Genomic DNA, 18,890 nt, shown 5'->3' with positions numbered 1-18,890 from the left:
CGTTCCGGCTCGAAAACAATCGTCGAGATCGGACGCAGCGCCTAAAGCCCGACGATCCCGCCGTCCGTCTTGGTGATGACGATCGTCGCCGACCGCGGCCGGCCGGTGCCGCTGCCGGTCGCCTGGCTCTGCGGCCAGTTGCTGGTGATGTTGGCCGGGCCGCCGCCTTCGCCGGGGTGCTGGATGTTGACGAACAGCGTCCGGCCATCCGGGGTCGAATCGATGCCGGTGATCTCGCACTGCTTCGGCCCGACGAGGAACCGCTTCAGCGCCGCGCCCGGCGCCTTGCCGATCCGCGTCGCCTGCGATCCGGCCACACCGTTGAGGCTGTTGGTGATCGTCCGCGTGCCGCCGTCGCCGACGCTGCCGGGGATCGCCGCCAGCATCATGCAATTGGTGACATCGGTATAGGCGCCGTCGTCGGTCTGGATCCACAGCAGCGGCGTCCCCTGCCCCGCGACGTTGGTCGGCCGCGCGAACCACAGGCCGTCCGGCGACGAGAAGTCGTTGGTGTCGTCGAGGTTCGACAGGTTGATGTTCGCGGGGTTGAGGTCGCTGCCCGCACCGAAGGCGTAGATGTCCCAGGTGAAGGTCGTCGCCTCGCTGCTGTCCCCCGCCTCGCGCAGGCGGAAGACGTGGCCGTTGGCATTGCCGTTGGTCGCGCCGCCGGTGATCCTGGGATCGCTGTACGCGCGCGGATTGGCGGCGTCGGTGGTGGCGACGGTGCGCGACGAATTGTTGGTCAGCGTCAGGTACATCTCGCCGCTGACCGGATTGACCGCGGTCCATTCCGGACGATCCATCCGCGTCGCGCCCAAAGCGTCGCCCGCGAGGCGGGCGTGGGTGAGCACGTCGGCCTGGTCGACGAAGGCATAGGCCGCGTTCGCGCCGGTCAGCGGCGCCGCGCCGAAGGTCAGCGGTAGCCACTGGCCGCTGCCGTCGGCATTCATCCTCGCCACGTACAGCGTTCCGCCGTCGAGATATTTGTCGCCGATCGACAGGCGATTGGCGGCGCCGGCATCCGCGGCCGACCACGGCGTCGCGGACACGAACTTGTAGACATATTCGTTCTGCGCATCGTCGCCCATATAGAAGGCGGGGCGGACGCCCGCGACCATCCGGCCGGGCACGACGCCTTCGTGGTTCATGCGGCCGAGCGCGGTGCGCTTGCGCGGGGTAGACGCGGGATCGAACGGATCGATCTCGACGATCCAGCCATACTGGTTGGGCTCGTTGCGGAAATCGCCCGTGCCGCTGGCGGGCTGCGCCGGGTCGAGCGTCGCGTTGAACTTGGCGATGCGGGTATCGCCAGCCACCGGCGCCGGCGCGGTCGCCCAGACGTAATTGCCCTTGCGCAGCGTGTCGCCGCTGCCCATGCCGAGGCCGTAGCGGTTGAACGCGACGACCGAGCGGGCCCCCAGCGCGCTGGTCCGGCGCGCATTGTCACCCGCCTCGCGCCGGTAATAGCCGGCCCAGTTTTCCTCCGCGGTGCAATAGGTCATCCACGGCATCGTGCCGTTGGCGCAATTGTTGATCGTGCCGCGACCCGCGCGGCCGGTCGGCGAGAAGGCGGTGAACAGCAAGGCGCTGCCCGCGACCGGTCCGGAAAAGGTGGTCGGCGTGAACGGCGTGATGCGACGGTTGAGGCCGCTGGTCGGCACGTAGGACCAGCCGCTCGTGCTGCGCGCGATCTCGATGACGCTGACGCCGTGCGCCTCGATTTCCTTCAACGCCTCGGCGGTCGGGCGCGGGCCGTCGGCGAGGTTGGTCGGGCCGTTGGGGTGCAGGTAGCTTTCGGTGATGTTCTCGTGGTTCATCACCAGCAGGCCGCGCGTGCTGTTGGTCGCGTCCGGCGCGGTGCCGCTCGCGGCGAGGCCGAAGAAGCTCATGCCGTCGTGATGGTCGCCCGCCCGCGCCGAAAAGGTCGTGTCGGTGCCGTCGTTGGCGAAGGCGCCGACGCTGGCGTTGATCGGATCGCCCAGGCGATAGAGCACGGTCACCTGATAGCCGGCGGGCACCGCGACGACATCGGCCAGGCTCTTGGGCACGGCCGTGAAGTCCAGCGTCGCGGGCGCGACGGTGACGGTCGTGTCGGCGACCGAGCGGATGCCGTCGCTCGACGTGCTGGTGAACTGGAAGCCGAGCGGGGTGGCGGCGGTGACCGCCGGCGCGGTGAACGTCGCGGTCGACGACGCGGCGTTGGCCAGCGACACGATCGGGCCGCTGGTCTGCGTCCAGCCGGTCGAGGCGGCGGTGCCGCTCGTCACCGTCCCGCTCAACGTCACGGTCTTGCCCGCCGACGTCGTGATCGCACCCCCCGCCGACACCGTCGTGGCACGGCGATCGTCGTCCTTGTCGCACCCGGCGAGCAGCCCCGCGCCGAACACCGCCGTGGTCATCGCGGACAGGCCGCCGCGCAGCGTCTGGCGGCGCGAGTAGCGCGACGCGATCAGGTCCGCGATATGCGGATTCGCGCTGCGGTTGGTGTCGATATCGCCATCGTCATAACCGATCGTCGGCTGGTTCGGCATCGTCATGGAAGTCCCCCCGGGTCGTGCGGCACCGGCCGCCGTGGCCGACGCTTTGCCGGGCAAAAGCGGCAAACCGGTTGCGGGCGGATGACGGCGGGATGAAGCCCGGATGACGGATCAGAGACACGCCGCCCCCTTGCGCGTCTGCGGGCCTGCACGCCGAACGGGGGTTTGACTTATCGTCGCGGTCCGCTATGTGCGCGGCCTTGCCGGCGGGTCCGCCCGCCGTGCATCCGTCCGAGACAGCAGGTGCCGTGGAATATGCCGCGGCTTAATGTCCTGCCGAGACGGGGACAGGAATTCACGATCCGCACCGCGACACGATCGCGCGCGGGTCTGCCGCCCTTCACGGGTGCCTTCCCCATCGCTGGACAACCCCGGCGGGGTTTTCCCCACCGGTTTGTAACCGGGGCGATCGTTCGCGATCGTCTCAAAACGTGGAGAATGGCATGGATCGTGCTCAAAAGGCCGCGGCCGTTGCCGAGTTGAATCGCACCTTTTCCGAGGTCGGCGTGGTCGTCGTGACCCGCAACAACGGAATGACGGTTGCCCAGTCCACGCGACTGCGCAACGCGATGCGTGATGCCGGCGCGACCTACAAGGTCTCGAAGAACAAGCTTGCCAAGATCGCACTGGATGGCACCGACTATGGCTCGGTGGGCGACATGCTCACCGGTCCCGTCGGCCTCGCCACCTCTGTCGACCCGGTCGCCGCAGCGAAGGTTGCGGTCGAATTCGCGAAGACGAACGACAAGTTCGAAATCGTGGGCGGTGCGATGGGTGCGACCCCTCTCGACCTCGCCGGCGTGCAAGCGCTCGCGACCCTGCCCTCGCTGGATGAACTCCGGGCGAAGATCGTGGGCCTCATCGTTGCTCCGGCGACGAAGCTCGCGACCATCACCCAGGCTCCCGCGGCGCAGATCGCGCGTGTGCTGTCGGCCTATGCCGAGAAGGAAGCCGCCTGAATTTCAGGCGCTTTTGGACAAGCGAATTTCAACTGACACTTTGGGGCGCCTGCCCCGACATATGAAGGAAGTACCATGGCAGACCTGAACGCGCTCGTTGAGAGCCTGAGCGAACTGACCGTCCTCGAGGCAGCCGAGCTGTCGAAGATGCTCGAAGAGAAGTGGGGCGTTTCGGCCGCGGCAGCGGTCGCAGCACCGGCAGCCGGCGGTGGCGCAGCCGCTCCGGCCGCAGAAGAGAAGACCGAATTCGACGTCATCCTGACCGGCGACGGTGGCAAGAAGATCAACGTCATCAAGGAAGTCCGCGCGATCACCGGCCTGGGCCTGACCGAAGCGAAGGCTCTCGTCGAGGGCGCGCCGAAGGCCGTCAAGGAAGGCGTGAACAAGGACGAGGCCGAGAAGGTCAAGAAGCAGCTCGAAGACGCCGGCGCGACCGTCGAGCTGAAGTAAGCCGCAGCGGCAAGGGCGGACGGCACGCTGTCCGCCCTCGCCGCAAGGCCGGCCGGCGGCATCCGTGCCGTCCGACGTCAGGCGCCTTGCGCATGATCGTCCCGTCCGGCCGATGCGACATGGAACAGGGCGGCCCCCGCAAGGAGGCCGCCCTTTTTCCGTCGCGTGCCGAACCGCCGTCGACGGTCACGGCAGGGCCAGCGCCGGCGTCGTCCTGCGCTGCATCATGAGCGCCGCCCGCTCGGTCGCCTGCCGCGTATCCCCCGCCAGCTTCTTCACCTCCGCCGCCACGACGGCGAAGCCCCGGCCCGCCTCGCCCGCGCGCACCGCCTCGATCGCGGCGTTGAGTGCCAGCAGCCGCGTCTGCGTCGCGATCTGGCCGATCGCCGCGACGATCACACCCAGCTGTTCCATCGTGTCGTTCAGCTCGGACGCCTGCCGCTCGAGCACCGCCTGAAATCGCTGCCCTTCGGTCAGCCGCTCGGCGACGTCCCGCTCCAGCAGCACCTGCTGCGTGACGTCGCTGGCGATCTTCAGGATCTTGCGCGGCCGGCCATCGGCGCCGATCACCGGATTGTACGTCGCCTGCAGCCAGACGTCGGCGCCGGCCCGCGTCCGGCGTCGATACAGTCCGCCGTCGAACTCGCCCGCGCCGAGGCGGCGCCAGAAGGCCGCATATTCGGCGGATGCGGCATGGTCGGGGGTGCAGAAGATGCGGTGGTGGCGCCCGACGACCTCGTCGACCTCATATCCCATCAGCGCGAGGAAATTGGAATTGGCGTCGAGGATGGTGCCATCGACCGCGAAGGCGACGACCGCCTGGCTGCGATCCACCGCCGCCAGCCGCGCGGCACGCTCGCCATCGTCCTCCCGGATCGCGGTGACGTCGGTCGCGATCGCGACGACGCTCGTCACCACGCCGTCACCGTCGGGCACGGGCGTATAGCTCGCCTGCACCCGCAGGGGCCGCCCGCCAGCCGTGATGCACGTGGCTTCGCCGGTCCTTGCCTCCCCCCGCCGCAGCGCGTCCCAGAATGCGGCATAGGCCTGTGTCTCGCACTCCGCCGGCAGGCAGAAGAGGCGGTGGTGCCGCCCCAGGATCGCATCGAGCGGATAGTCCATCAGCGCGCAGAAGCAGGGGTTTGCCCAGACGATGCGGCCATCGGGCGCGAACTCGACGACCGCCGCCGACCGGCACACCGCCCGCCACACCGCGTCACCCTGCCCGTTCCGCTGCATCTTCCCCTCCGTTAGGACGGGAATGGACCTAGCCGCTCAGGGTAAACAAATGCCTGCGCCTCGATACGCCGGTCAGCGATCGATCGCCGTCCCGTAGCCGCGGACGGCCAGTCCGTCGAACATCCGCGGCGGCTGGTCGAGCCACAGCGGCGCGAGCTTGGCGCTGTCGACCCGCTCGACCCCGACCGCAAAGGCGCGCGCGGTCTGTCCGCCGCCGCCGTCCGTGTCGTACAGCGCATTGACGGTCACGACCGGCACGAACATGGCGCGTCCGGCCACGGCGAGCGGGTCGATCTCGCCGCGCGGCAGCGCCGCGACGATGCGCAGACGCCGCTCCTCCCCCGGCTGGAGACCGAACGGCGGCGTCGCCGGACGCGCGACCGGTGCGGCGAAGAGTGCGGCAGTCGTCGTTTCCTGTCCCGCCGCCGCACCGATCAGGGCGCAGCCGATGCGGATCCCGGTGGCGGCATGCGTCCCGGTGTTGCGGACCACGAGTTCCGCCTCGACCGTCGCGCTCAGCAGGTTGAGCCCCGCCCGCCGCGGCAGCAGGTCGAGCGCCAGCCGTGCGCGATCGGGCAAGGCGACCGACGACACCGGCGCCGGCGATGGCGGGACAACCGCGGGCGCAGCCATGACCGGGGGTGCCTCAATGCTTTCGGGGTCGGGGCCCCCGGCACGCCGACGGCGGAGCCACACCGCGGCCGCCGCAACGACGGCCAGTACCGCCGCACCGACGATCCACCAGCCGACGCCGGGCGCTGCCCCCTCCGCCGTCGCGGCGACGGGGGGCGACGCGGGCGCCGGGGTCGACGCCGGCGCGGGCGTCGGGACGGGCGTGGGAGCGGGCGTCGGCGCGACCGGGGGGGCCGCCCTCGCCGCCGGCGTCGCGGCGGTCGTCGGCGCGGGCGCACGCGGCGTGGCGGTCGAGACCGGCCGCGGCGCCGGGGTGCGCGTCGGTAGCGGTGCGGGCGTCGCGACGGGCGCCGGCCCGACCGCCGGCCCGGTGGCTGGCGCCGGCGTGGGCGTGGGCGTGGGCGTGGGCGCAGGTGTGGGCGTGGGCGTGGGCGTGGGCGTGGGCCGCGACGATGGCAGGCTGAAGCCCTCCAGCCCCGGGATCGTCTGCGGCGGGGTCGTGCCCGTCGTCTGCGCCGACGACGGAGCCGACGGCGCGACCACGACGGCGGCCAGAATGGCGATCGCGCGAACCCGCGCGCGCCGCTTGATGTGCATGGACCCTGTTCTCACCCGGAAGCCTTGCCCGCTCCTTAGTGAACCGCGCACGACCGCCACCTCCACTGCGACGAACCGCCCCCGGCCGACGGCGGACCGATCGGAGCACCCCGATGGAGCGGTGTTGGACGCATGCCCTTTGACACCGTCCTACAGCGCGCCTATATCCGCCTCTCACCACAGCTTTCGGGACATGACGCGCCGTCGCGCAGCGCATCGTACGAATGGGAAGCTGCGGTCATGGACGCCGAAGGCCGACGCAAGGTTTGCGATCGGCTTTTTTGCGTCCCGCCTCGCGTCCCGTCCGGAGGCTTCCGGACAGACATTCGGCTGATCCAGCCACGACTGAGGACAGATAACGCTCATGGCCACCAAGGCGATCCAGGGCAGCACCGCCAAGCGGCGCATCCGCAAGATCTTCGGGGACATCCACGAAGTCATCCAGATGCCGAACCTGATCGAGGTTCAGCGCGAGAGCTACGAGCAGTTCCTGCGCTCGGACAAGAGCACCGGCCATGTGTCGGGGCTGGAAAAGACGCTGCGCAGCGTCTTCCCGATCCAGGATTTCGCCGGCACCGCCTATCTCGACTTCGACGATTACGTACTGGAGCCGCCGAAGTTCGACGTCGAGGAATGCCGCCAGCGCGGCATCACCTACGCGGCGCCGATGCGCGTCACGCTGCGCCTGACCGCGTTCGAGGTCGATCCCGATACCGAGGCCAAGTCGGTCATCGATATCAAGGAGCAGGACGTCTACATGGGCGACATGCCGCTCATGACCGAGAACGGCACCTTCTTCATCAACGGCACCGAGCGCGTCATCGTCAGCCAGATGCACCGGTCGCCGGGCGTCCTGTTCGACCACGATCGCGGCAAGACCCACGCCAGCGGCAAGTATCTGTTCGCCGCGCGCGTCATCCCCTATCGCGGGTCGTGGCTCGATTTCGAGTTCGACGCCAAGGACATCGTCAACGTCCGCATCGACCGCAAGCGCAAGCTGCCGGTGACGGCGCTGCTCTACGCGCTCGGCATGACGAGCGAGGACATCCTCAACCACTTCTACAACCGCGTCACCTACGTCCGCGGCCAGGGCGGCTGGATCATCCCGTTCGCGGCCGAGAACTGGCGCGGCGTGAAGCCGCTGTTCGACATCGTCGACGCATCGAGCGGTGAAGTCGTTTTCGCCGCGCAGCAGAAGATCAGCCCGCGCGCCGCCAACAAGGCGGCCAAGGACGGCCTGACCCAGCTGCTGATCCCGACCGAGGAAATCTTCGGCCGCTATTCGGCCTATGACCTCATCAACGAGACGACGGGCGAGATCTACGTCGAGGCCGGTGACGAGATCGGCCAGGAGAACCTGGAAGCGCTCGACAAGGCGGGCATCGACACGATCGAGCTGCTCGACATCGACCATGTCTCGACCGGCGCGTGGATCCGCAACACGCTGAAGGTCGACAAGGCCGAGGAGCGCGAGCAGGCGCTGTCCGACATCTACCGCGTGATGCGCCCCGGCGAGCCGCCGACGCTGGAGACGGCGGAGGCGCTGTTCTCGGGCCTGTTCTTCGACCCGGACCGCTACGACCTGTCGGCGGTGGGCCGCGTCAAGCTCAACATGCGCCTCGACCTCGATGCCGAGGACACGGTGACCACGCTGCGCACCGAGGACATCCTCGCCGTCATCAAGACGCTGGTCGGCCTGAAGGACGGCAAGGGCGAGATCGACGACATCGACAACCTCGGCAACCGTCGTGTCCGGTCGGTCGGCGAGCTGCTGGAGAACCAGTATCGCGTCGGCCTGCTGCGCATGGAGCGCGCGGTGAAGGAGCGCATGTCCTCTGTCGACGTGTCGACAGTGATGCCGAACGACCTCATCAACGCCAAGCCCGCGGTCGCCGCGGTGCGTGAATTCTTCGGCTCGTCGCAGCTGTCGCAGTTCATGGACCAGACCAACCCGCTGTCCGAAGTGACGCACAAGCGCCGCGTCTCGGCGCTCGGGCCGGGCGGCCTGACGCGCGAGCGCGCGGGCTTCGAGGTCCGCGACGTCCATCCGACGCATTACGGCCGCATCTGTCCGATCGAAACGCCGGAAGGCCCGAACATCGGCCTCATCAACTCGCTCGCCAGCTTCAGCCGCGTCAACAAGTACGGGTTCATCGAGACGCCGTACCGCAAGGTCGTCGACCACAAGGTCACCGACGACGTCGTCTATTTGTCGGCGATGGAAGAGGCGAAGCACACGATCGCGCAGGCGTCGGCCGAACTGGGCGACGACAAGAGCTTCAGCGAGGAGCTGGTTTCGTCGCGTCAGGCGGGCGAGTTCCTGATGGCGCTGCCCGACAACGTCACGCTGATGGACGTCAGCCCCAAGCAGCTCGTCTCGGTCGCGGCATCGCTCATTCCATTCCTGGAAAACGATGACGCCAACCGCGCGCTGATGGGTTCGAACATGCAGCGCCAGGCGGTGCCGCTCGTCCGCGCCGAGGCGCCGTTCGTCGGCACCGGCATGGAAGAGACGGTCGCCCGCGATTCGGGTGCGGCGATCTCGGCCAAGCGCGCCGGCATCGTCGACCAGGTCGATGCGTCGCGTATCGTCGTGCGCGCGACCGGCGAGGTCGATTCGGCCAAGTCGGGCGTCGACATCTACACGCTGATGAAGTTCCAGCGCTCGAACCAGTCGACCTGCATCAACCAGCGTCCGCTGGTGAAGGTGGGCGACGTGGTCAACGCCGGCGACGTGATCGCCGACGGCCCCTCGACCGAGTTCGGCGAGCTGGCGCTGGGCCGCAACGCGCTCGTCGCGTTCATGCCCTGGAACGGCTATAACTACGAGGATTCGATCCTCATCAGCGAGCGGATCGTCAAGGACGACGTGTTCACGTCGATCCACATCGACGAGTTCGAGGTGATGGCCCGCGACACCAAGCTCGGGCCGGAGGACATCACCCGCGACATCCCGAACGTCGGCGAGGAAGCGCTGCGCAACCTCGACGAGGCGGGCATCGTCTATGTCGGGGCCGAGGTCGAGCCGGGCGATATTCTGGTCGGCAAGATCACGCCGAAGGGCGAAAGCCCGATGACGCCGGAGGAGAAGCTGCTTCGCGCCATCTTCGGCGAGAAGGCGTCGGACGTGCGCGACACCTCGCTGCGCCTGCCGCCGGGCGTTGCCGGCACGATCGTCGACGTCCGCGTCTTCAATCGCCACGGCATCGACAAGGACGAGCGCGCGATGGCGATCGAGCGCGAGGAGATCGAGCGCCTGAAGAAGGACTCGGACGACGAGCGCACGATTCTCAACCGCGCGACATGGTCGCGCCTGCGCGAGATGCTGCTCGATCAGGTTGCCACTGCCGTTCCGAAGGGCCTGAAGAAGGGCTCGGCGATCGACATGGACCTGCTCGACAGCGTCGACCGCCACGAATGGTGGAAGTTCGCGGTGCAGGACGACAAGGTCCAGGCCGACCTCGAAGCCGTCAAGCAGCAGTATGACGAAGCGGCCAAGCGGATCACGGACAAGTTCCACGACCGTCGCGAGAAGCTGGAGCGGGGCGACGAGCTGCCGCCGGGCGTGCTCAAGATGGTCAAGGTCTTCGTCGCGGTGAAGCGCAAGCTGCAGCCGGGCGACAAGATGGCCGGCCGTCACGGGAACAAGGGCGTCATCAGCCGCATCCTGCCGGCGGAGGACATGCCGTTCCTCGCCGACGGGACGCCGGTCGACCTCGTCCTCAACCCGCTGGGCGTGCCGAGCCGGATGAACGTCGGCCAGATCTTCGAAACCCACCTCGGCTGGGCCGCCCGCAATCTGGGCATGCAGGTCGCGGCGGCGCTCGACGACTGGCGCGAGGCCAATCCGGACGCCAAGGCGGGCGAGATGCCCGATGCGGTCAAGGAGCGGCTGGTCGAGGTCTATGGCGATCATTATGCCGAGGACATCCAGAGCCGCGACCCCGAGGAGATCGTCGAGCTGGTGCACAACATCCGCACCGGCATCCCGATGGGCACGCCCGTGTTCGACGGCGCGCGCGAAAGCGACGTGTCGGCGATGCTGGAGCTGGCTGGCCTCGACACGTCGGGTCAGTCGGAGCTGTTCGACGGACGGACGGGCGACAAGTTCGACCGCAAGGTGACCGTGGGCATCATCTACATGCTCAAGCTGCACCATCTCGTGGACGACAAGATCCACGCGCGGTCGATCGGGCCGTACAGCCTCGTCACCCAGCAGCCGCTGGGCGGCAAGGCGCAGTTCGGCGGACAGCGCTTCGGCGAGATGGAGGTCTGGGCGCTCCAGGCCTATGGCGCGGCGTATACCTTGCAGGAAATGCTGACGGTGAAGTCGGACGACGTCGTCGGCCGCACCAAGGTCTACGAGGCGATCGTCAAGGGCGACGACACGTTCGAGGCCGGCATTCCGGAGAGCTTCAACGTGCTCGTCAAGGAAATGCGCAGCCTGGGTCTCAACGTCGACCTCAAGACCATGCAGGACGTGGACGACGAGGGCGGCATCGCGATCGCCGCGGAGTGACCTCAAGTCCCCTCTCCCCCTGTGGGAGAGGGGCAAGCCGCGGAACGCGGCGCGGGGTGAGGGGCAGTGCGGAACGGCAGCCGCATCGCTTCCCCCTCACCTTCCCACTGCCTCCGGCAGCGGGCCCCTTCCTCTCCCACAAGGGGAGAGGAGACAGAGATTTTAAGAGGACAGGTTCATGAACGAACTGACCAACTTCGCGAACCCGATCGCAAAGCCCGAGACCTTCGACCAGATCCAGATCGGCATCGCATCGCCCGACAAGATCCGTTCGTGGTCGTTCGGCGAGATCAAGAAGCCCGAAACCATCAACTACCGCACGTTCAAGCCCGAGCGTGACGGCCTGTTCTGCGCGCGCATCTTCGGTCCGATCAAGGATTACGAGTGCCTGTGCGGCAAGTACAAGCGCATGAAGTACAAGGGCATCGTCTGCGAAAAGTGCGGCGTCGAGGTCACGGTGTCGAAGGTCCGCCGCGAGCGGATGGGCCATATCGAGCTCGCCGCCCCCGTCGCGCACATCTGGTTCCTGAAGTCGCTCCCCTCGCGCATCGGCCTGCTGCTCGACATGCAGCTGAAGCAGCTCGAGCGCGTGCTGTATTTCGAGGCGTATATCGTCATCGAGCCGGGCCTGACCCCGCTCGAGAAGTTCCAGCTGATGACCGAGGACGAGCTCCTCGAGGCGCAAGACCAGTACGGTGAGGACGCGTTCTCGGCCGGCATCGGCGCCGAGGCCGTGCGCATCATGCTCGAAAGCCTCGACCTCGAAGGCGAGAAGGTCGCGCTGCTCGAAGAGCTGGCGACGACCAAATCGGAGCTGAAGCCCAAGAAGATCATCAAGCGGCTGAAGGTCGTCGAGAGCTTCCTCGAATCGGGCAACCGTCCCGAGTGGATGATCCTCGAGGTCGTGCCGGTCATCCCGCCCGAACTGCGCCCGCTGGTGCCGCTGGACGGCGGCCGCTTCGCGACGTCGGACCTCAACGACCTGTACCGGCGCGTCATCAACCGCAACAACCGCCTGAAGCGGCTGATGGAGCTGCGCGCGCCGGATATCATCGTCCGCAACGAGAAGCGCATGCTGCAGGAAGCGGTCGACGCTTTGTTCGACAACGGTCGCCGCGGCCGCACGATCACCGGCGCGAACAAGCGTCCGCTGAAGTCGCTCAGCGACATGCTGAAGGGCAAGCAGGGCCGCTTCCGCCAGAATCTGCTCGGCAAGCGCGTCGACTATTCGGGCCGCTCGGTCATCGTCACCGGTCCCGAGCTGAAGCTGCACCAGTGCGGCCTGCCCAAGAAGATGGCGCTCGAACTGTTCAAGCCGTTCATCTACGCGCGGCTCGATGCCAAGGGTCTGTCGATGACCCTGAAGCAGGCGAAGAAGTGGGTCGAGAAGGAGCGCAAGGAAGTCTGGGACATCCTGGACGAGGTGATCCGCGAGCATCCGGTGATGCTCAACCGCGCGCCGACGCTCCACCGCCTCGGCATCCAGGCGTTCGAGCCGGTACTGATCGAGGGCAAGGCGATTCAGCTGCATCCGCTGGTCTGCTCCGCGTTCAACGCCGACTTCGACGGCGACCAGATGGCCGTCCACGTTCCGCTGAGCCTCGAGGCGCAGCTGGAAGCGCGCGTCCTGATGATGTCGACCAACAACATCCTGTCGCCGGCGAACGGCAAGCCGATCATCGTGCCGTCGCAGGACATGGTGCTGGGCCTGTACTATCTGTCGATGCTGAAGGAAGGCGAGCCCGGCGAGGGCATGCTGCTCGGCGACATGGCGGAGGTGCATCAGGCGCTCGAAGCCAAGGCGGTGACGCTGCATACCAAGATCATCAGCCGCGTCCCGCAGACCGATGAGAACGGCAAGCAGTACCTCAAGCGCTACGAGACGACCCCGGGCCGCATGCTCCTCGGCGAGACGCTGCCGAAGTCGTCGAAGGTGCCGTTCGAGACGGTCAACCGCCTGCTGACTAAGAAGGACGTCGGCGACGTGATCGACGAGGTCTATCGTCACACCGGCCAGAAGGAGACGGTGCTGTTCGCCGACGCGATCATGGCGCTGGGCTTCCGCCACGCGTTCCGTGCCGGCATCTCGTTCGGCAAGGACGACATGATCATTGCGCCCGACAAGGACGCGCTGGTCGACGAGACGCGCGATCAGGTGAAGGACTTCGAGCAGCAGTATCAGGACGGCCTGATTACGCAGCAGGAGAAGTACAACAAGGTGATCGACGCCTGGAGCCGTTGCGGCGACCAAGTCGCGAACTCGATGATGAACGAGATCAAGGCCGTCCGTCACTATGAGGACGGGCCGAACAAGGGCCGCGAGAAGGACATCAACTCGATTTACATGATGGCGCACTCCGGTGCGCGTGGTTCGCAGGCGCAGATCAAGCAGCTTGCAGGCATGCGCGGGCTGATGGCCAAGCCGTCGGGCGAGATCATCGAGACCCCGATCATCTCGAACTTCAAGGAAGGCCTGACCGTCCTCGAATATTTCAACTCCACCCACGGCGCCCGCAAGGGCCTCGCGGACACGGCGTTGAAGACCGCGAACTCGGGCTACCTCACCCGCCGCCTCGTCGACGTGTCGCAGGATTGCGTCATCGTCGAGGAGGATTGCGGCACCGAGCGCGCGCTGGAGATGAAGGCGATCGTGCAGGGCGGTTCGACGATCGCCTCGCTCGGCGAGCGCATCCTCGGCCGCACCACGGCAGAGGACGTCGTCGACGCCAAGACGGGCGAGGTCATCATCCCGACGGGCACGCTGCTCGACGAGGCGATGATCGTGCAGATCGAGAAGATCGGCATCCAGGGGATGAAGATCCGCTCGCCGCTGGTCTGCGAGAGCAAGATCGGCGTCTGCGGCAAGTGCTACGGGCGCGACCTCGCCCGCGGCACGCCGGTCAACATCGGCGAGGCGGTCGGCGTGATCGCGGCGCAGTCGATCGGTGAGCCGGGTACGCAGCTGACGATGCGCACGTTCCACATCGGCGGCGCGGCGCAGCTCAACGAGCAGTCGAACCTCGAGGCGCCGGTCGACGGCACCGCGGTGTTCAAGGACCTGCGCCTGATCGTCGACCAGCGTGGCCGTCGCGTGACGCTGTCGCGTTCGGGTGAGATCGTGATCGTCGACATGGACGGCCGCGAACTTTCGACGCACCGCATCCCCTACGGCGCCTACGTGCTGTTCGACGATGGTCACATGCTGACCAAGGGTGATCGCATGGCCGAATGGGATCCGTTCACCATGCCGGTCATCACCGAGAATTCGGGCATCGTGAAGTACGTCGACCTGACGGAGGGCGAGACGCTCACCGAACAGACCGACGAGGCGACCGGTATCGCGCAGCGCGTCGTGATCGAATATCGCACCTCGACCAAGTCGAAGGAGGATCTGCGTCCGCGCCTGACCCTCACCACGACCGAGGACGGCGAGGCGGCGCGCTACATGCTGGCGGCGGGCGCGGTGCTCTCGGTGGACGACAATGCGCAGGTGCAGGCCGGCGACGTGCTGGCCCGCGTCAGCCGCGAATCGGCGAAGACGCGCGACATCACCGGTGGTCTGCCGCGCGTCGCCGAACTGTTCGAGGCGCGCATCCCCAAGGAAGCGGCGATCATCGCCAAGGTTTCCGGCCGGGTCGTGTTCGGCAAGGACTATAAGGCGAAGCGCAAGATCGGCATCCAGCCGGAGGACGGCGGCGACGTCGTCGAGTATCTGGTGCCGAAGTCGAAGGTGATCGACGTTCAGGAAGGCGACTACGTCAAGCGTGGCGACAACCTGATCGGCGGTTCGCCGAACCCGCACGACATCCTGGAAACGATGGGGATCGAGCCGCTGGCGGAATATCTCGTCAGCGAAATCCAGGAAGTCTATCGACTGCAGGGCGTGAAGATCAACGACAAGCACATCGAGACGATCGTTCGTCAGATGCTGCAGAAGGTCGAGATCACCGACGGCGGCGACACCACGCTGCTGAAGGGCGAGCAGGTCGATCGCGAGGAAATGGACGCGACCAACGAGAAGCTGGAGAAGAACCAGCAGCCCGCGCACGGCAAGCCTGTCCTGCTCGGCATCACCAAGGCGTCGTTGCAGACCCGCAGCTTCATCTCGGCGGCGTCGTTCCAGGAAACCACCCGCGTCCTCACCGAGGCGGCGGTCCAGGGCAAGCAGGACACGCTGATGGGCCTCAAGGAGAACGTGATCGTCGGTCGCCTGATCCCGGCGGGCACCGGCGCGGGCATGAACCGCCTGCGCGTCGCGGCCTCCAGCCGCGATGCGGCGCTCCGCGCACAGCAGCGTTCGCTCGCTGCGGCGATCGTCGCACCGGCCTCGGCCGCGGAACTGCGCGCCGCCGAGGCGCAGCGGTCGAAGCGGGAGGACGCCGGCACGGGTCCCGACCCGCTCGCCGAGGTCACGCCTTCGGGCGACGGCAGCGACGAGGCCGCGGGCGAGTATCTGAACCAGGAGTGATCCCGGTTCGGGTCACGGCCTGAACGACACGAACAGCCGCCGTCCGGGGAACCGGGCGGCGGTTTTTCGTTGGTGGATGCGATCGCCGGCGAGGCGCCAGAGCCGGCGCCGGCTGCGCCGACCGATCGCTGCCGCTCCCAGATGGTGGTCAGCGCCGCGCGTGCGGTGATCCATGCGCCCGGGCAGAGGCTGGGCCCGCGACGGCCGAGCGGGGGGATGCCGACGCCGCGCGCCTCGTCCGCCAGCGACCGGCGCGCGCCCGGGATGCGATCGTCGTCGGCGCGTCGATGGTTGGAATCGTGCCGGCGCTCTGCGTGCGTATCGCGCGACGCACAGCGGCGACGCAGGGGAACGCGTCTATCCGGTCGCGCGCGGCCGCGAGGCATCCTCGCTGACGATCCGGTCGGGGTCGTGGCCCATCGTCCGCGCGATCGTCTCGAAACGGCCGCCGGCGATCCGGATCTCGTTGAACGCGGGCGGCGAGTTGCGCACGCGCTTCGACAGCGTTCCCGCACCGATCATTCGCACCGTCCGCCCGCAGCGCTCGACCGGCACGTCGAACGGATCGTGGACGTGCCCCGACAGCACCGCATGCGCGCCCGCCTGCGCCAGCGCGGTCAGAGCGCTGTCGCCGTGGCGGGTCCTCGCCGTGCCCTTCGTGCCCCCCTCGATCAGCGGATGGTGCGCGGCGACGAGGATCAGATTGCCCTTCGGCGCTGCCGCGATCATCGCCAGCGCGCGATGCAGCGAACCGGGGCTCACCCGCCCCTTCGACCAGTTCCATCGCCATTGCGCGCGTGCGGTGGTCTTGAGCGGCACGATCGTCACGCCGGACAGGTCCAGCTCCGCCTCGATCATCTTTTCGACCGCCGCATAGCGCTGATAGGGTGCAAGCAGGCGCCGGAACGGGTCCCAGTAATACGGGATGTCGTGGTTGCCGACCTCCAGCGTCACCGGTACCCCCAGGCTGCGCAGCCAGTCGCCGCCGCGCTGGAATTCGCCCCGCGTCGCCCGCATCGTCAGGTCGCCGGTCATCACCACAGCATCGGGACGTTCGGCCGTCACGCGTTCGCCGAACCAGGCGATCGCCTCCGGATCCTCGGCCCCGAAATGGACGTCGCTGACGTGAAACAATCGTATCATGATCCCCCGAACGCTGTTGTCGCGTGAAGGCTGCTAACGCGCGACGCGCCGGATGGGCAACCGGCCGGGCCGGTCATCGTGCAAAAAGCGCCCGGGCGGTCGTTACGGGATCGACAAATTGATCCAGATCAGTGCACCCCGGATTGTATTGGTCCGGCGTGACGGCCATGCTGTCCGGGACACGTATCAAGAGTGACGATGGCGACCCCCATTCATACCGAGCCCTCGCTCGACCTGACCGTTTGCGACCGCGAGCCGATCCATATTCCCGGCGCGATCCAGCCGCACGGCCTGATGCTGGTCGCGGACGCGTCGGGCGATCACCGCGTGATCGCGGGCGCCGGCGAGCTCGAGGCGCGACTGGCCGACGAATGGCTCGGGCGCCCGCTGGCCGACGTGCTGGGCCAGGACGTCGGGCATATGCTCAACACCCTGCCCGGCGGTCCGAATGCCGTCACGCCCGCGCCGGTGCGGGGGAAGGACGAACGCTTCACCGCGACGCTGCACCGCGCCGGCGACCGCCTGATCGTCGAGCTGGAGCCGCTGGCCGGCGAGCCGATGACCGCCGCGACCACGCTCGCGTGGCTCGATGCCGTGGCGAGCGGGTTCGAACGCGCGGCCGACAAGACGACGCTCTATGCGCGCGCCGCGGTGGCGTTCCGCACGCTCACCGGGTTCGACCGGGTGATGATCTATCGCTTCCTCGACGACGATGCAGGCTGCGTCGTCGCCGAGGATCGCCATCCCGATCTCGGCAGCTTCCTCAACCACCATTTCCCCGCATCCGACATCCCGAAACAGGCGCGTGCGCTCTACATCCGCAACCGCACGCGCGCGATCCCGACGATCGACTACGCGCCGGCACCGCTGCGGCCGGCCGGGTTCGCCGGCTGCGATCTCAGCGACGTCGCGCTGCGCCACGTTTCGCCCGTCCACCTCCAGTATCTGCGCAACATGGGCGTCGCGGCGTCGGCGTCGATCTCGATCGTCAAGGACGGGCTGTTGTGGGGCCTCGTCGCCTGCCACCATCGCGAGCCGCGGCTGCTGCCGCCCGACATCCGGGGCGCCGCGGCGACGCTGGCCAGCGGCCTCGCCCGGCAGATCCGCGCCAAGGAAGAAGCCGCGGCCTATCGCGAGCGGCTGGCGCTGCGCGCGGCGGAGGATCGCGTCGTGCCGCGCCTCAACAGCGAGGAGCCGCTGCGTCAGGCGGTGCTGTCGGTTCGCGACGAACTGCGCGAGATGCTCGATGCCGACGGGTTCGCGCTGGTCGCCGGCGATCACGTCGAGGCGACCGGCCGCTGTCCCGACGCCGCCACGCTGGTCGCGATCGCACGCTTCGTCCGCGAGCGCGGCAGCGAGCCGCTGGCGACGCGGGCGCTGACGACGCTGATGCCGGTGCCCGCGCCACAGGCGGCGCTGGCCAGCGGCATGCTCGCGCTGCCCCTGATCGAGGAGGACGCGACGCTGATCTGGCTGCGCGCCGAACGGATCGAGGAGATCGAATGGGCAGGCAATCCGCACAAGTCGGTCGGGATCGCGCCGGGAGAGGCGCTGACGCCGCGCGCTTCCTTCGCCGGCTATACCGAAACGGTCCGCGGCCGCTCGCGCCACTGGACGCTGGAACAGGTCGAGGCCGCGCACCGGCTGCGCCGCCGGTTCCAGGAGGCGCGCCAGCATCTTCAGGTCCGCATCCTTAACCGGGAACTCAGCCGGACGCTGATCGAAAAGGACGCGCTGCTCGCGCAGAAGGACGTTCTGATGAAGGAGGTCAACCACCGCGTCCAGAACAGCCTCCAGCTCGTCGCCTCGTTCCTGCGCCTCCAGGCGAAGAGCGCCGACAATCCGGTCGTGGCGGACCACCTCGCCGAGGCGCAGGCCAGGCTCGCCGCGGTCGCGCTGGTGCATCGCCGCCTGTATCGCGACGACCAGGTCGAAAGCGTCGACCTGTCGCGCTACGTCGACGAACTCGTCGCGGACATGCGCACGTCGCTCGGCGAGGACTGGGGCCGGCACATGACGCTCGACCTCGCGCCGATCCTCGTACCGACCGACCGCGCGGTGAACATCGGGCTGGTGCTCACCGAACTGGTCATCAACGCGACGAAATATGCCTATGACGGCGCCGCGGGTCCGATCGCGATCACGCTCGAACAGCATAATGCGAAGCTGCGCCTGATCGTCGCCGACGACGGCCGCGGCCGGGGCGCAGCGGCCGAGCACGGCCGGGGCTTCGGCAGCCGGATGATGGAGGCGATGGTCCAGCGCCTGTCGGGCGACATCGAATATGGCGACAACCAGCCCGGCCTGCGCGCGATCATGACGGTGCCGATCGCAGAGGTATGACC

The 18,890-nt window shown here is 67.9% G+C and carries 9 protein-coding genes; 5 read left to right on the top strand and 4 right to left on the bottom strand.

What is annotated here, in order from left to right:
- Window positions 1-41 precede the first annotated feature (41 nt).
- Window positions 42-2,531: a PhoX family protein gene (locus LPN01_RS09960; RefSeq protein WP_262828259.1), complete on the bottom strand. Its 2,490-nt coding sequence runs from the start codon at window positions 2,529-2,531 to the stop codon at window positions 42-44.
- A 449-nt stretch (window positions 2,532-2,980) separates the two neighbouring features.
- Here LPN01_RS09960 and rplJ point away from each other — a divergent pair, with 449 nt between their 5' ends.
- Both rplJ and rplL read left to right on the top strand, forming a co-directional pair.
- Window positions 2,981-3,496 (top strand): 50S ribosomal protein L10, encoded by a 516-nt coding sequence (gene rplJ / locus LPN01_RS09955; protein ID WP_262828242.1) that lies wholly within the window; start codon window positions 2,981-2,983, stop codon window positions 3,494-3,496.
- Between the two features lie 75 nt (window positions 3,497-3,571).
- Window positions 3,572-3,946 (top strand): 50S ribosomal protein L7/L12, encoded by a 375-nt coding sequence (gene rplL / locus LPN01_RS09950; protein WP_262828241.1) that lies wholly within the window; start codon window positions 3,572-3,574, stop codon window positions 3,944-3,946.
- A gap of 186 nt (window positions 3,947-4,132) precedes the next feature.
- On the opposite strand, the gene LPN01_RS09940 is transcribed toward rplL, so the two are convergent.
- Together LPN01_RS09940 and LPN01_RS09935 are read right to left on the bottom strand one after the other, a co-directional pair.
- Window positions 4,133-5,185, bottom strand: coding sequence for a PAS domain-containing protein (locus tag LPN01_RS09940; RefSeq protein WP_316747354.1), 1,053 nt, complete (start codon window positions 5,183-5,185; stop codon window positions 4,133-4,135).
- Between the two features lie 72 nt (window positions 5,186-5,257).
- Complete coding sequence (locus LPN01_RS09935) at window positions 5,258-6,415, bottom strand: hypothetical protein (protein WP_262828239.1); 1,158 nt, start codon at window positions 6,413-6,415, stop codon at window positions 5,258-5,260.
- 364 nt (window positions 6,416-6,779) lie between these two features.
- Between LPN01_RS09935 and rpoB the strand changes: the two genes are divergently transcribed.
- Window positions 6,780-10,934, top strand: a complete 4,155-nt coding sequence (gene rpoB / locus LPN01_RS09930) for a DNA-directed RNA polymerase subunit beta (protein WP_262828238.1) — start codon at window positions 6,780-6,782, stop codon at window positions 10,932-10,934.
- A 178-nt stretch (window positions 10,935-11,112) separates the two neighbouring features.
- Window positions 11,113-15,402: a DNA-directed RNA polymerase subunit beta' gene (rpoC, locus tag LPN01_RS09925; RefSeq protein ID WP_262828237.1), complete on the top strand. Its 4,290-nt coding sequence runs from the start codon at window positions 11,113-11,115 to the stop codon at window positions 15,400-15,402.
- A 357-nt stretch (window positions 15,403-15,759) separates the two neighbouring features.
- On the opposite strand, the gene LPN01_RS09920 is transcribed toward rpoC, so the two are convergent.
- The gene (locus LPN01_RS09920) at window positions 15,760-16,545 is read right to left on the bottom strand and encodes a metallophosphoesterase family protein (RefSeq protein ID WP_262828236.1); all 786 of its coding nucleotides are present in this window, start codon (window positions 16,543-16,545) and stop codon (window positions 15,760-15,762) included.
- Between the two features lie 198 nt (window positions 16,546-16,743).
- Here LPN01_RS09920 and LPN01_RS09915 point away from each other — a divergent pair, with 198 nt between their 5' ends.
- Complete coding sequence (locus LPN01_RS09915) at window positions 16,744-18,888, top strand: histidine kinase dimerization/phosphoacceptor domain -containing protein (protein ID WP_262828235.1); 2,145 nt, start codon at window positions 16,744-16,746, stop codon at window positions 18,886-18,888.
- Window positions 18,889-18,890: the final 2 nt, after the last annotated feature.

This window comes from Sphingomonas sp. A2-49 (assembly GCF_025548555.1).
Lineage (GTDB): Bacteria > Pseudomonadota > Alphaproteobacteria > Sphingomonadales > Sphingomonadaceae > Sphingomonas.
This window is presented reverse-complemented; position numbering and strand designations above follow the sequence as displayed.

Excerpts from the sequence above, each read along its gene's own strand:
- rpoC (WP_262828237.1), top strand. The coding sequence starts at position 11,113 with ATGAACGAACTGACCAACTTCGCGAACCCGATCGCAAAGCCCGAGACC.
- rplJ (WP_262828242.1), top strand. The coding sequence starts at position 2,981 with ATGGATCGTGCTCAAAAGGCCGCGGCCGTTGCCGAGTTGAATCGCACC.
- LPN01_RS09935 (WP_262828239.1), bottom strand. The coding sequence starts at position 6,415 with ATGCACATCAAGCGGCGCGCGCGGGTTCGCGCGATCGCCATTCTGGCC.
- rpoB (WP_262828238.1), top strand. The coding sequence starts at position 6,780 with ATGGCCACCAAGGCGATCCAGGGCAGCACCGCCAAGCGGCGCATCCGC.
- LPN01_RS09940 (WP_316747354.1), bottom strand. The coding sequence starts at position 5,185 with ATGCAGCGGAACGGGCAGGGTGACGCGGTGTGGCGGGCGGTGTGCCGG.
- LPN01_RS09960 (WP_262828259.1), bottom strand. The coding sequence starts at position 2,531 with ATGCCGAACCAGCCGACGATCGGTTATGACGATGGCGATATCGACACC.
- LPN01_RS09915 (WP_262828235.1), top strand. The coding sequence starts at position 16,744 with ATGGCGACCCCCATTCATACCGAGCCCTCGCTCGACCTGACCGTTTGC.
- rplL (WP_262828241.1), top strand. The coding sequence starts at position 3,572 with ATGGCAGACCTGAACGCGCTCGTTGAGAGCCTGAGCGAACTGACCGTC.
- LPN01_RS09920 (WP_262828236.1), bottom strand. The coding sequence starts at position 16,545 with ATGATACGATTGTTTCACGTCAGCGACGTCCATTTCGGGGCCGAGGAT.